Source organism: Mesorhizobium sp. CNPSo 4688, assembly GCF_057784295.1.
Map to the genome: position 1 here is coordinate 232512 of NZ_JBWLUY010000009.1, position 13782 is coordinate 246293.

General features: G+C 64.1%; 11 protein-coding genes. 2 read left to right on the plus strand and 9 right to left on the minus strand.

What is annotated here, in order from left to right; translation table 11 throughout:
• Positions 1–49: 49 nt before the first annotated feature.
• A complete protein-coding gene (locus tag AC04SH_RS19030) occupies positions 50–1705 on the minus strand; it encodes an ABC transporter substrate-binding protein (RefSeq protein WP_488576198.1) in 1656 nt (551 codons plus the stop codon).
• Between the two features lie 114 nt (positions 1706–1819).
• Here AC04SH_RS19030 and AC04SH_RS19035 point away from each other — a divergent pair, with 114 nt between their 5' ends.
• Entirely contained in the window at positions 1820–2728 is a 909-nt protein-coding gene (locus AC04SH_RS19035) for a LysR family transcriptional regulator (protein ID WP_488576199.1), read from the plus strand.
• An 8-nt stretch (positions 2729–2736) separates the two neighbouring features.
• Here the strand turns inward: AC04SH_RS19035 and AC04SH_RS19040 are convergent, their stop codons facing one another.
• The 8 genes from AC04SH_RS19040 to AC04SH_RS19075 all read right to left on the minus strand — a co-directional run bounded on the left by AC04SH_RS19040 (position 2737) and on the right by AC04SH_RS19075 (position 12742).
• Entirely contained in the window at positions 2737–4770 is a 2034-nt protein-coding gene (locus tag AC04SH_RS19040; protein WP_488576200.1) for a dipeptide ABC transporter ATP-binding protein, read from the minus strand.
• A complete protein-coding gene (locus AC04SH_RS19045; RefSeq protein ID WP_488576201.1) occupies positions 4763–5638 on the minus strand; it encodes an ABC transporter permease in 876 nt (291 codons plus the stop codon). The genes AC04SH_RS19040 and AC04SH_RS19045 overlap by 8 nt, the downstream gene beginning before the upstream one ends.
• Positions 5635–6588, minus strand: coding sequence for an ABC transporter permease (locus AC04SH_RS19050; protein WP_488576303.1), 954 nt, complete (start codon positions 6586–6588; stop codon positions 5635–5637). Before AC04SH_RS19050 ends, AC04SH_RS19045 begins: the two co-directional genes overlap by 4 nt.
• 132 nt (positions 6589–6720) lie before the next feature.
• Positions 6721–8385 (minus strand): ABC transporter substrate-binding protein, encoded by a 1665-nt coding sequence (locus AC04SH_RS19055; RefSeq protein ID WP_488576202.1) that lies wholly within the window; start codon positions 8383–8385, stop codon positions 6721–6723.
• 311 nt (positions 8386–8696) lie between these two features.
• Positions 8697–9881 (minus strand): mandelate racemase/muconate lactonizing enzyme family protein, encoded by a 1185-nt coding sequence (locus tag AC04SH_RS19060; protein WP_488576203.1) that lies wholly within the window; start codon positions 9879–9881, stop codon positions 8697–8699.
• A gap of 1 nt (position 9882) precedes the next feature.
• On the minus strand, positions 9883–10986 hold the full coding sequence (locus AC04SH_RS19065) for a mandelate racemase/muconate lactonizing enzyme family protein (protein WP_488576204.1): 1104 nt from the start codon (positions 10984–10986) through the stop codon (positions 9883–9885).
• A gap of 39 nt (positions 10987–11025) precedes the next feature.
• A complete protein-coding gene (locus tag AC04SH_RS19070) occupies positions 11026–11715 on the minus strand; it encodes a GntR family transcriptional regulator (RefSeq protein WP_488576205.1) in 690 nt (229 codons plus the stop codon).
• A 238-nt stretch (positions 11716–11953) separates the two neighbouring features.
• Positions 11954–12742 (minus strand): HalD/BesD family halogenase, encoded by a 789-nt coding sequence (locus tag AC04SH_RS19075; protein ID WP_488576206.1) that lies wholly within the window; start codon positions 12740–12742, stop codon positions 11954–11956.
• Positions 12743–12843: 101 nt separating this feature from the next.
• Here AC04SH_RS19075 and AC04SH_RS19080 point away from each other — a divergent pair, with 101 nt between their 5' ends.
• A complete protein-coding gene (locus tag AC04SH_RS19080) occupies positions 12844–13764 on the plus strand; it encodes a LysR substrate-binding domain-containing protein (RefSeq protein WP_488576207.1) in 921 nt (306 codons plus the stop codon).
• Positions 13765–13782: the final 18 nt, after the last annotated feature.

Consider the following 13782-nt stretch of genomic DNA (forward strand, 5'->3'; position numbering starts at 1 on the left):
GCGGCAACGGCTTTCGCTTTTCGCCACGCAGCCTTCGGTTCCGGATCCTCTACCCCAGAGATACGCGATCGAGCAGCAGGCCGGCGGCAATCGGCGGCAGGCCACTGACATTCTTGCGCACCGGCACCAACAGGTCGGGGAAATAGCTGAAGATGACCGGCGTCTCGTCGAGCAGCAGTTTCTGGATGTCGGAGGCCGCACTGCGCTGAGCGCCGATGTCGAGCGCCTTCAGGTAGGAAGTGACCATGCTGTCATAGGCGGGATTCTTGAAGTGCGCCGCATTCCAAGGCCCGTCGCTGACCAGCGGGCTCTTCAGGAAGACATTCGGCACGCTGCGATGGGCGTAGTCGGTGATGCCGAGCGGGCTGTCCAGCCAGTCCGACTGGCCGAACACCGCCTTGCCGTAATATTTGTCCTGGTCCTCGATGTTGAGCGCGACGCGGGCGCCGATCTCCTTGGCGAAATTCTGGAACAATTGTGCATAGCCCGGAATGTCGGAATAGCGCAGCGTCGTCAGCGTGATGTCGAAGCCGCCGCCAAGCCCCGCGGCTTCGAGCAACTGCTTGGCCTTGGCGATATCCTGCACACGCTGCGGGATCGATTTGTCGGTGGCCGGAAAGGCCGGCGCGAACGGGCTGTCATTGCCGGTCGCCGCCATGCCGCGGCAGAGCCCGTCGACCAGCTTGGAACGGTCGATGCAAAGCGCCAGCGCCTGGCGCACGCGCTTGTCGGTGAACGGCGCCATGTCGCAGCGCATATGCAACTGGCGGTGCGCCGTCGAGGCGACGCGCAGCACCGTGATATCAGGACTGTTCAGCACCACCTGGCTGACATCGAGCGGCACGGCGTCGAGCAGGTCGACCTCGCCCGCCTGCAGCGCCAGGATGCGCGGCTGCACGTCGCCGTAGAACTTGAATTCGAGCCGGTCGGGCAGCGCCTTCTCGCCCCAATAGTCGGGGTTGCGGATGAAGGTAGCGCCGACCTTCGGCGTGTAGCTCTCCAGCCGGAACGGGCCGGTGCCTTCGAAAGTCTTTTCGTAATCGCCCTTGTAGCTCGCCGGCAGGATGACGGCGTTGTAATTGTCGATCGACACCGAATAGGGAAAGCTGCCGTTGGGCGCGTCGAGATGGAACGCGACGGTGTGGTCGTCGACCTTCTGCGTACCGCCTTTCGACAGCAGGCCCTTGAACACCGACAGCGCGTTGGAGGCGCCGGCGGGATCGGCAAGCCGGTCGAAGGTGGCGACGACGTCGTCGGCTTTGAACTCCTCGCCATTGTGGAATTTCACGCCCTTGCGCAGCTTGAAGGTCCACACGCTGCCGTCCTTGTTCGGCGCCCAGCTTTCGGCCAGCACCGGCTTCAGGGTCAGGTCCGGCTGGGTGACGCAGAGAAACTCGGCGGTCTGGAACACCAGCTGGTAGCTGCCGCTGTCGTAATAGGTGACGGGGTCGATGGCGCCGCCCGGCGTGGCGATGCCGGCGCGCACGGTGCCGCCCGGCTTGCCTTCGGCGCGCGCCGGCTGGGTGCCAAAACCGGCGGCCGCCACGATGCTGCCGAGGAATGGCAGCGACAGGCCAAGCATACTGCCGTGGCGCAAGAAGTCGCGCCGGCCGATGCGGCCGGCCAGCAATTCGTCGACAGCGGAATTTTCGATGGCGCTTAAGGTCTTGCGGGCGGCATCGATGGTCTGGAAATGCTTCGGCATGGGCGGCATTCCTGTTTTCTCTGGGGCTCCGCCAAATAGTTCACTGTTGACCCCAGCCGGAAAGCGATATTTTTTGATGGCGGCCATCGAAATTTTCGATGGCGGAGCCGATCCATGGACACTGAGAATCTGCGCAGCTTTCTCGAGGTTGCCACGCATGGCAGCTTCACCGTCGCCGCCAGCCGCCTGAACCTCGCCCAGTCCACGGTCAGCGCGCGGATCAGGGGGCTAGAGGAGCAATTAGGGCGCCGGCTTTTCGTCCGTGACCGCGATGGCGTCACGCTCACACCGGCCGGCCGGCAGTTCCTGCCGCACGCCTCCACCATCACCCGCACCTGGGAGCAGTCGCGGCAGGACATCGCCGTTCCCGATGGCTATGAAACACTGCTGCGGCTCACCGCGCCCGCCTATCTGTGGGATCGCATCACCTCGTCCTGGATTGCCTGGATGCGCGAAAGGCGGCCGAATGTGGCGCTGAGGCTGGAAGGCAGTTTCCCGGACCAGGCGATCGACCAGCTGGCGGAAGGCCTGCTCGACATCTGCATCCTCTATCTGCCGCGGCCGCATCCCGGGGTCGTCTACGAGACGCTGGCCGTCGATCAGGTCGTGCTGGTCCAGCATGCCGCGCAGACCGGGCCATGGACCGAGAATTACATTTTCATGGACTGGGGCCTGGAGTTCCGCATCGAGCACGACCGCGCCTTTGCCGGCATGGTCAAGCCGGCCATATCGGCCGGACTGGTGTTCATCGGCCTCCAGCATGTGCTGTCGCAGCAGGCGGCAGCCTATCTGCCGCTCAGCGCCGTCAGCGGCCACATCGAGCGCGGCGAGATGCGTCGCATCGAGGATGCGCCGGTGTTCCAGCGGCCGATCTATCTCGCCTATCCCGCCAACCCGATCTCGTCGGACACGCTCAATGTCGCGCTCGACGGATTGCGCGCACTGGCCAGCGACTGGACGCCAGCCGAGGGCTTTGCCGAAGGCGACCGCATCTTCAGCATGGCCGACACGTATCGGGGCTGATCAAACTTTCAGGCAGGTACCGGCTGCTTCGGCGTCTGCAGCCTCGCCAGCTCCGCATAGGGAATATGGCAGCGGATCGTGTGGCCGGGCTGGGCTTCGGCCAGCGGCGGTTCCTGCTCCTCGCAGATGGCGCCGATCTTGCGCGGGCAGCGCGTGTGGAACACGCAGCCCGAAGGCGGGTTGGTGGCGCTGGGAATCTCGCCATCGAGCCGGATGCGCGCCGTCTCGGTCTGGTCGAGCTTGGGCACCGCCGACAGCAGCGCTTCCGTATAGGGGTGATGCGGGCCGGCAAAGACGTTCTCGGACGGCCCGAGCTCCATGATGCGGCCGAGATAGAGAACGGCGATCTTGTCGGAGAGGTAACGCACCACACCAAGGTCGTGCGAGATGAAGATGTAGCTGACATCTTCCTTCGACTGCAGGTCGGCGAGCAGGTTGAGGATCGCCGCCTGCACAGAGACGTCGAGCGCCGAGGTCGGCTCGTCGCAGACGACGATGCGCGGCTCGCCAGCAAAGGCGCGCGCAATGGCGACGCGCTGCTTCAGCCCACCCGAGAGCTGGCGCGGCTTGACGGCGAGATGCCGGTCGGTAAGCCGCACCGAACGCACGAGTTCTTCCAGCCGCGCGTGTAATGCAGCACCCTTCAGGCCAGCCAGCCGCTTCAGCGCGCGGCTGATCAGATGGCGGATCGAATGCGAACGATTGAGGGCCGAATCCGGATTCTGGAAGACGATCTGCATCGCCTTGATCTGGTCGTCGCTACGGTTCTGCAGCCGTGGCGCCAGCGTCTTGCCTTCGAGCTCGATCGTGCCGCCTTCGTCCGGCGGCACGAGGCCGAGCAGCAGCCTGGCGAAGGTCGTCTTGCCGCTGCCGGATTCGCCGACCAGGCCCAGCGTCTCGCCGGGCCGCAGGCTGACCGAGACATCCTTTACTGCCCGCAGCGCATGGCCGTGGCTGGCATAGGTCTTGTTCAATCCGTCGACGCGCAGCACCGCCGGGGCTTGCCTGCGGGCAGGGGCGGCGACATCGCTTGGCGTAGCCCGCGGCAGCGCCTGCGCCTGCTCGTGATAGTGGCAGCGCGACAGCCGGACACCCCCATGGCCATCGTCAAGCTCGTAGAGCGGCGGCAATTCTGTGCGGCATCGGTCGGTAGCGAGGGCGCAGCGGTCGGCGAAGGCGCAGCCCTTGATGGTGGCGCCGATGCCGGGCAGGAAACCCGGTATGGTGTCGAGCCGGCCATGGTCCTTGCGCTGGCCGCCGCGCGGCAGGCAGCGCAGCAGCGCCACCGTATAGGGATGGCGCGGATCGCTGAACACGCGATCCGTCGGCCCTTCCTCGACCAGCATGCCGGCATAGAGAACGCCGACGCGGTCGCACATGTTGGAGACGACGGCGAGGTTGTGGCTGATGAACAGGATCGAGGCCGACAGTTCCTGGCGAAGCTGCGCGATCAGGTCGAGCACCTCGGCTTCCACCGTCGCATCGAGGCCGGTCGTCGGCTCGTCGAGGATCAGCATGGTTGGATCGTTGGCGAGCGCCATGGCAATCGCCACGCGCTGCTGCATGCCGCCTGAAAGCTGGTGCGGATAGCGCTGCATGACGCTCTTCGGATCGGAAATGCGCACCCGGTTCAGCATGGCGATGGCGCGTTCTTCCGCCGCTTGTACCGAGACGCCGCCGAGCTCGAAAATCTCGGTCAGCTGGCGGCCGATGCGCAGCGACGGGTTCAGCGCCTTGCCGGGGTCCTGATAGACCATCGACACGCTGTCGGCGCGCGCCCGCCTGAGCGCCTCGGCGTCGAGCTTCATCACATCCTGGCCGTCGAGCGAAATCGCGCCACCGGTAATCGAGCCGTTGCGCGGGAGATAACGCACGACGGTGAGCGCCACGGTGGACTTGCCGCAGCCGGATTCGCCGACCAGCCCGTAGGCCTCGCCGTGGCCAATGGTGAGGCTGAGATTGCGCAGCACCGCGCGGTCGCGGCCGTTGACGCGGTAGGCGACGGAGAGGTCGTGGAGTTCGAGCGCGTTTGTCTCAGTCATTGAGCGCCCCCTGAACGCCGTCTGCCGCCAGATTGACCCCGATCACCAGCGAGGCGATGGCGAGCGCGTCGAACAGCACCGTCCACCAGAAGCCGCCGCCGATCATGCCGTAATTCGAGGAGATCGACAGGCCCCAGTCGGGCGAGGGCGGCTGGATGCCGAAGCCCATGAAGGACAGCGTGGCGACGGCGAAGATCGCATAGCCAAGCCGCACCGTGGTCTCGACCAGGATCGGCGGAATGACGTTGGGCAGGATCTCGACGAACATCGTATAAACAGCGCTTTCGTGCCTCAGTTGGGCGGCGGCGACATAGTCGAGTTCGCGCTCGGCAAGCACCGCCGAACGCACGGTGCGTGCGATGATCGGCGCGAAGCTGAGGCCGATGACGACAATCACCGTTGCCTTGGAGGTGCCGAGCGCAACGATAGCGAGCAGGGCCACGATCACCACCGGGATCGCCATGAAGGCTTCGAGAATGCGGCTGACGATGTCGTCGACAATGCCCCGGAAATAGCCGGTGAAAAGGCCGAGCGCGGTGCCTGCCACGGTCGCCAGCAACGTTGCCAGCGGCGCGACCGTCAGGATATCGCGCGAGCCGACGATGACGCGCGAGAAGACGTCACGGCCGATCTGGTCGGTGCCGAACCAGTGCTCGCCCGAAGGCGGCGCCAGCGCGTTGATGATGTCATCGGCAAGCGGGTCGTAGGGCGCGAAATGCTCGCCGAACAGGGCGCAGGCGACCCAGAACAGGACGATAGCGAGGCCGACCAGAAAAGTCGGCGACCGCAGCAGCGAGAAGAACATTTCTGCCCAGGGGCCGCGCCGGGCGGCAGTGTCGGGCGCCGGGATGGTTTCGGTGGCGCTCATTGATCTGGCCCCAGACGAATGCGTGGATTGAGCACGGAATAGAGAAAGTCGGCGGCAAGGGTCGCCACCGCATAGACGATGCCGATGGTCAGGATGCCGGCTTCGAGGATCGGGAAATCCTTGCCGCGCGCGGCGGTGAAGATCAGCGAGCCGATGCCCTGGTAGCGGAACAGCGTCTCGATGACGACGAGGCCGCCGATGAGATAGCCGGTTTGCGTCGCGATCACCGTGATGGTCGGCAGCAGCGCATTGCGCAACACATGGCGCCAGATCACGGTTCGCCACGGCAGGCCCTTGAGCACCGCCGTTCGCGTGTAATCGGAATCCAGCGCCTCGATCATGCCGGAACGTGCCATGCGCGCGATGTAGCCGAACAACACCAGGAACAGCGGCAGCGACGGCAGGATCAGGTAGTAGAGCTGGGTGAAGAAGCCGGCGTCCTTTGGCCACGCCGCCGAGATCGGCAGCCAGCGCAGCCACACACCGAAGATCAGGATCAGGATGATGCCTGTGACGAATTCCGGCAGCACCGTCACCGACAGGCCGCCAAGGCTGATGATGCGGTCGAGCGGGCGGTTGAGGTTGAGCGCGGCAATCACGCCGCCGAGGATGCCGATCGGCACCACCAGCACGAAGGCGACGGCGGCGAGCTTCATCGAATTGACGAGCGCATCGAGCACGAACGGTGCCACCGGCGAGCGGAAGATATAGGACGTGCCCATGTCGCCCTGGATGAAATTCCAGATCCAGCTGCCATATTGGGTGAGCAGCGGACGGTCGACGCCGAGCGTGTGGTTGAGCGCATCGACGGCGCGCTGGTCGGCGAACGGACCTAATATGGCGCGGCCGACATTTCCGGGCAGCACCTGGCCGCCCAGAAACACCATGATCGAGAGCAGGAACAGCGTGACGAGCGAGAGCGAGACACGCCGGACGAGGAAGGAGAGAATGGCTGTGACTCCGTGCTGAGCCAGCCCCCGCGTGGGAGCTGGCTGTTAGAGGATTGGCTTTCTCTTCTGAGCATGATCCCGAAAAGTGGGAACCGGTTTTCGGAAAAGATCATGCTCCAACAATGAATCAGCTCAGGCCTTCGATGCTTTCTCGAGGAACAGCTGCGACATGGCGGTCGGCTGCACCCCGGTCACGCCCTTCGCCGTTGCCGTCAGATAGTCGTAGAAATAGCCGAAAATAACAGGCGTTTCCTCGAGCAGCAGCTTCTGGATCTTGCCGGCGTCGGCCTTCTGCGCTTCGAGGTCTAGGGCCGCGATGTAGCTGGTCGCCAGCGCATCGTAGTCCTTGTTCTTGAAGTGCGCCGCGTTCCAGGTGCCTTCGCTCTTCAGCGGTGCCGCCAGGTAGACGTTCGGCACGCCGCGGTGGCCGTAATCGGTGATGCCCATCACCGAATCCAGCCAGTTCGATTTGCCGAACACCGCGTCGCCGTAATAGCCGCCCTGGTCGAGGATGTTGAGTTCGAGTTCGACGCCGATCTCCTTGACCCAGTTCTGGATCAGCTGCGCATATTCGGGGATTTCGAGGTAGCGTTCGGTGGTCAGCGTCACCTTGAAACCTGAGCCGACGCCGGCAGCTTCCATCAGCTGCTTGGCCTGCGCTATGTCCTGCTTGCGCTGCGGCACGCTCGTGTCGGTCGACGGGTAGACTGCAGCGAACGGGCTGTCATTGCCGAGCGCCGAGCGTCCCTTCATCAGGCCGGCGACCAGCTTGTCGCGGTCGAGGCACAGCGCGATGGCGCGGCGAACGCGCGCGTCCTTCAACGGGCCGTCATCGCAGCGCATATGCAGCTGCTGATGCGCGGACGACTTCAGGCTGATGATGTCGACGCTCGGATCGTTGAGCAGCGCCACGCCCGACAGCACCGGCATCTGGTTGATGATGTCGACCTGTCCGCCCTGCAGCGCCAGGATCATCGGCTGCACGTCGGTGAAGAAGGTGAACTCGGTGCGCTCCGGCAGTGCCTTCGGACCCCAGTAATCTTCGTTGCGGACGAAGGAGGCGCCGACCTTAGGCGTGTATTTTTCGATCTTGAACGGCCCGGTGCCGTCGAAGCTTTTCTCGTAGTCGCCCTTGTAGCTCGCCGGCACGATGACGGCGTTGTAGTTGTCCGACGACAGCATATAGGGGAAGTTGCCGTTCGGCGCGTCGAGATGGAACTCGACCGTATAGTCATCGACCTTCTTCGAGGCGCCCTTCTGCAGGATGCCGTTGAACACCGACAGCGCATTGGAGGAATTGGCCGGATCGGCGAGGCGGTCGATGCTGGCCACCACGTCGTCGGCCTTCATCTCGCCGCCCGAGTGGAATTTCACGCCCTTGCGCAGCGTGAACGTCCACACCGTGCCGTCGGCGTTCGGCTTCCAGCTTTCGGCCAGTGCGGGCTGCAGCACCAGATCGGGGCCGTCGACGCAGAGGAATTCGGCCACCTGCTGCATCACCAGCAGGCCGCCGGCGTCGGCAATGGTCACCGGGTCGATGGCCGCGGCCGGTACGCTGCTGGCGACACGGATGGTGGCGCCCGGCGCGCCTTGCGCGCGAGCGAGCGAAGGCATGCCACTGAGGCCGGCCGCCGTGGTGATGCCGCCGAGCAGCGGCAGCGACAGGCCGAGCAGGCTGCCGTGGCGAATGAATTCGCGGCGGCTGACGCGGCCGTCGACGAGCCCGTCGATCAGGTGGTTTTCGAGCGGCGTGCGCTGGCGCCGGATGAGGTCGAGAAGGCGGTAATTCTTGATCATGGGTTCTACCCTTTCCCCTGTGTTCTTGTCGTTGGCTGGTGTGTTTGTGGGTGACGAAATTCCGTGGAGTTTCTCCTTATCCCGGCCGTCAACGAAGTCTTTCGACCGGGACTGTAGCATGCGATTTTCCGCGGTCCATCCGATCCATATTCAGGAGGGACCGGTTTTCGCGAGGCATCTGCTTTTCACCCGTTCGTCCCGCGCGCTTGTGATCATTGTCACAGCTGCAGGCTTCTCTTGTTGTATCCGTCTCTTGTCGGCTTGTGTGATCACTCCTCGTTGTTTTGACGCAATTGCGGACCGAAAACGGCCTAGTTGAGCGGCAGCCGGCGGTAGGTGCCGGGCTTTTCCGGATCGTGGTATTTGTTGCACGGCCCGTTTTCGATGAAGTCGCGATGGCAGGCGGCAAGCCTGTCCTGCGACAGCGTGACGCCGAGGCCGTGGCCCCCCGGCACCGGCACGACATTGTTCCTGGGCGAAAACGGCCCTTCCTCGATGATGTCCATGGCCTGCATGCGAAACAGCGACTGGTTTGGCTCGCGGATCCAGCCGAGTGCCGCGCACAGGTGCAGGTAGACTGCGCTGCCGACACCGGTATCGCCGCTATAGCACCAGTAGTCGATGCCGGCGTGTTCGCAGGCGCCGACGAAGCGTTGCATACGGTTGATACCGCCATGCGCCGTCGGATTGCCGACGAAAGCGTCCGGAACCTTCAGCTCCATGGCGCGGGCAATGTCGATGTTGTGGGTCGAGAACGGGATGGAGCAGTGACGGCGCAATTCGCGCATCTCTTCGATGCTCGCCACCGGATCCTCCCAGTTGCGCACGCCAAGCTCTTCCAGCGGCCGCACCAGGCGCCTGGCGGTCGCCAGCGAATAGGCCTGGTTGGAATCGATGCGGATCATCGCCTCGTCGCCGAGCTTTTTGCGGATCAGCTCGACCATCTTCAGCGAGATTTTCGGATCATGCGTCGAGAACTTGCCTTCGAAGAAGGTGGTGCCGAAGCGCTCGTTGAGTTCGACGCAATAGTCGGCGACTTCCTCCGGCGTCTTTTCGCCCTTCACCTTGGCGCCATCGCCGCGCAGCGAAAAATAGTCGGTGAACGGGATGTCCTTGCGCACGGCGCCGCCGAGCAATTGGTACAGCGGCTGCTTCCAGGCCTTGCCGCGCAGGTCCCACAGCGCCACCTCGATGGCGCCGAAGGCCATGATGCGGGTACGGTCGTTGATCGACTGCACGCCGCTCCAGAAGGGCAGGCACACTTCCTCGGCGCCGGCAATATCGAAGGCGTCGCGGCCGACAAGTCGTGGCGCCAGCACATCGTTGATGACGGCCGCGGCGGCCGGCGTCGGCGCCTCGCCGAGGCCGACCAATCCATCCTCGGTCTCAACCTCGACGATGGTCGGCGAGAAACCGTCGAGTTCGCCGAACACCCAGACATAAGGGGCTTCGAGCCGGTAGTTGATCGGCGTGGCCTTGATGCGCGTGATCTTCATCTCAGCCGATCTCGAAGAACGGCTTGCCGAGCAGGTCGGGCACGACATCGATGCCGAGGCCGGGACCGTCGGGAATGCCCATATGGCTGCCGGTGACCGGCGGAGCGTTTCTGGCCGTGCGCACCGTGACCCATTCATGGAAGGCGATGGCATGCAGCCGGCGCTCTTGCGGTGTCGACAGCGACAGATGCGCCATCGCCGCCGTGTCGATCTCGGCGCCGCCCGTGTCCTCGACGGTGATCATGAAGCCGAGATCGACGGCGACGTCGCGGATCTGGCGGGTCCTGGTCACGCCGCCCAGCCGCGAGATCTTCAGCGTCAGCCCGTCGGCTGCACCCAGGCGGTGAATTTCCAGCATCGCCTCGAGCGAGACTACGGATTCATCCAGCACCATCGGCTTGTCGAGCATCCGGCGCACCGACATGTTCTCCTCGATCGTCGTGCAGGGCTGCTCGAACGTGTAGTCGATGCCGCGCGTGGCATCGGCGAACTGCCGCGCCTGGTAGGGGGTCCAGCCGGCATTGGCGTCGCAGAAAATCACCGTGCCTTTCGGCACGGCCGAAGCGACGGCCGTCACCCGGTCGATGTCGTCATGCACATCGCCGCCTACTTTGACCTGGAGGCGGCGACAGCCCTCGGCAATGATCCTCTTGGCCAGTGCCGCCATCCGATCGAGCGTGCCATGGGTGACGACGCGGTAGGTCTCCGCCATCTCGCTCTCGCGGCCGCCGAGCATGGTCACCAGCGGCACGTCGGCGGCGCGCGCTGCAAGGTCCCAGCACCCCATGTCGAGCGCCGATTTGATGTAGGGATGGCCCTTGAACACCGTGTCCATCAGCCGGCCGATGCCGGCGAGGCCGCGTGGATCCTGGCCGATCAGGTGCGGCGCGATCTCGACCACGCCGGCGCGCGTGCCGGCCGGAAAGGCGGCCGAATAGAAATTGCCGAGCGGCGCCATCTCGCCCCAGCCGGTCACGCCGCTGTCGGAGGTGATGGCCACGATCACCGCGTCGAAGCAGTCGGCGACCCGTCCCTTGGACATGCGGTAGGGGCCGTCCACAAAGGGCTGCACGACACGATAGGCCTTGATGGTTTTGATCTGCACTTATGTACGTCCGTTGTCGCTTGGTGTTGAGGAGTAGGGTCAGCCCTTCGACGTCCGCTGTTCGAGGCCGCGCGCATAGGCAAGCAATTCTTCGAAATCGAGGTCGATATGCTCGCGCGCATGGCGCTGGGCGGCACGCATGTCCGTGCCTTTCAGCAGCCGCACATAGGTCTCGTGGACATCTTCGGCCGGCACCGGCTCGTTGCGCGCCCGCTGGTGCAGGGCAAAGTACATTTGCAGCCGGCTGGTCAGCCGCTGCCAGGTTTCCAGCAGCACCGAATTGTCGGCCCATTCATAAATCAGCCCGTGCAATTGCAGCGCGGTTTCGATCTGGCGCGTGGTGTCGAGCGCGCGCGTCGCCTGCTTCACCGTCTCGTGGCGGCGGTCGAGCTCGTCGAAGAAGCGCTGGTCGCGCTGCTTCCAGGTGCGTTCGATGGCGAATTCATCGAGCACCTTGTTCAGCGAATAGGCGTCGTCGATGTCCTTGGCGGTGACATCGATGACGAAGGTGCCGGCGTAGGGAATGCTGGTGAGAATGCCTTCCTGCACCAGCTCGCGCATCGCCTCGCGCAGCGGCGCGCGGCTGACCCGCATCTGTTCGGCGATCCTCAATTCGTTGAGCTTTTGGCCGGGTTCCAACTGGCCGGTCAGGATCGCGCGCCTGAGCAGCGCGACGATCTCGGCCCGACGTGTCGTATCCGCGATCGGACTGAAATCCAGCTTGGCCATGTCGCCACTCCAGTGAGAGCCGGGAACAAGACAAGCAGATTGTCGACAATCCTACAAGAGGCCTTTTCCGGATTCTTGTTGCTGGATTGGCAGACGCCCAGAGGCCGTTTCGAAATTCGCTCTGGCGAGTCATATGGTGGTGGTTTCGAGAACCGGAGCGCAGCGGACGTTCGGGTCCGTGAGCACCGGAAGCGCAGAAAACGCCATCAGATGGCCGCCAGAGTAGAGTTTCCAAACCTCATGCTGCGCGGCCGTAGAAGCCGACGCGCTCCTCCGGGCTGAACATCACACCCGGCTTCTCATAATAGGAAAACACCGCGATCATCCGCTCGCGCGCGCCCTGGACGGTGGTGACGCGATGCGCGGTGTTCTTGCCGCGGAAGACGTTCAGCGTGCCCGGTTTCAGGTGCAGGATCTTGGCCTCGGGATCGCGCCCTTCGAGCAGTTTTGCGACGCCGTCATAGTTGGGATTGTCGTCCGACCGCAGATCGTTGCGATACTCGAAATCGCCGCCGCGTTCAGGCGCCTGCAGCAAAAGCGTGGTGGTGAATTCCGAGCGGTCGAAATGCCAGTTCAACGCTTCGCCGGCGCGGTAGGCCATGACATTGGTGCGCGCCAGCGGGTCCTGCATGACATGCAGCTTCGTCTTGCCCATCGCCGCCGCCAGGAAGCGCAGCAGCGGTTCGTATTCATAGATGGCAAGCACGATGCTGCCGGGAATCTGGTCGGCGCAGACCGTGTGGCTGATGGTCTCGACCTTGCGCAGTGCCGGATGATCCGGAGCGAGTTCGGGAAGGTCCGGCTTGAAGTAAATGTTGTGCATGCGCTTGTGCACATGCGAGCGCGCCGCCATCACCGGCTGGATTTCTTGAACCGCCTTCTCGGCGACGCCAGGGCGCAAAAACCCTTCGAGATTGAACATGCCGTCGGCTTCCAGCGCCGCGACGGAGGTGTCCACCAGACGCTGCCATTCGGGGCCGCCTTCGCGGTCGAGCGGATAGCGGTCGAGATCGAGAATGTCTTTCATGGTCAAATGCTCCGATTTCGAAAGCAGAAGACGACAAAAAAAATCTTTCTCTCAACGCGGAAAATTATTAGGGTTGCACAAGAAAATATTGAGGAAGCGATATGGAGAAGCTCCCGCCTTTGAACGCCGTGCGGGCCTTCGAGGTCGCCGCACGCGCCGGCTCCTTCACGCTTGCCGCCACCGAACTTGGCGTCTCCTCGGCTGCGGTCAGCCAGCAGATCCGTAATCTTGAAAGCTGGTTCGGCAAGCAGCTTTTCGTGCGCAACGGCAACCGCATCACGCTGACCGATGCCGGCCATGCCATCTATCCCCAGACGGCGCGCGCCCTGGGCGACATCGCGGCGGTCGGCCGGCGCATGCTGGAGGGCGGCGTGCGGCCACGTCTCGTCGTCAGCGTGCCGTTCTCGCTGGCCGAATTGTGGCTCGCGCCCCGGCTGGCGGAACTGCTCGACGGCTTCCCGCAGATGGCGATCGATATCCGCGTCGAGGACGATCCGGTCGATGTGGTGCGCCAGAGCATCGACCTGCGCATTTCCTATGGCGATTATCACTATCCGGCGTTGCGGATGGTGCGGCTCGTGCATGACGAGGTCCTGCCGGTCGCGTCGCCCGATTTCCTGAAACGCCATGGCAGCGGCGGCTCCATCCTGGCGGATATGCATGAGAGCCAGTTCATCCACACCAATTGGGGTCCGAACTATGCCTCGCATCCAAGCTGGGCCGACTGGTTCGCGGCCGCGGGCGGCAATCGCGCGCCCGATCCCTCGCATGGCCGCCGCGTCGGCCTCTCCAGCCTGGCGATATCGGCGGCGAGGCTGGGGCTGGGGATAGCGCTTGGCCAGAGGACAATGGCTGATGCCGATCTCGAAGCCGGCCGCCTGATCGCGCTCTCCCCGGTTTCCGTCCGGCTCGGGCAACCCTATTGCGCCTTCATGCTGCCGGCGAAAGCCGAACGCGCCGACATTGCCGGGCTCGTCGCGCTGCTCGGAGCAATTCCAGGAAAAGTGCACGGCGCCCCATAAAAAACGGCGCCCTCGGCG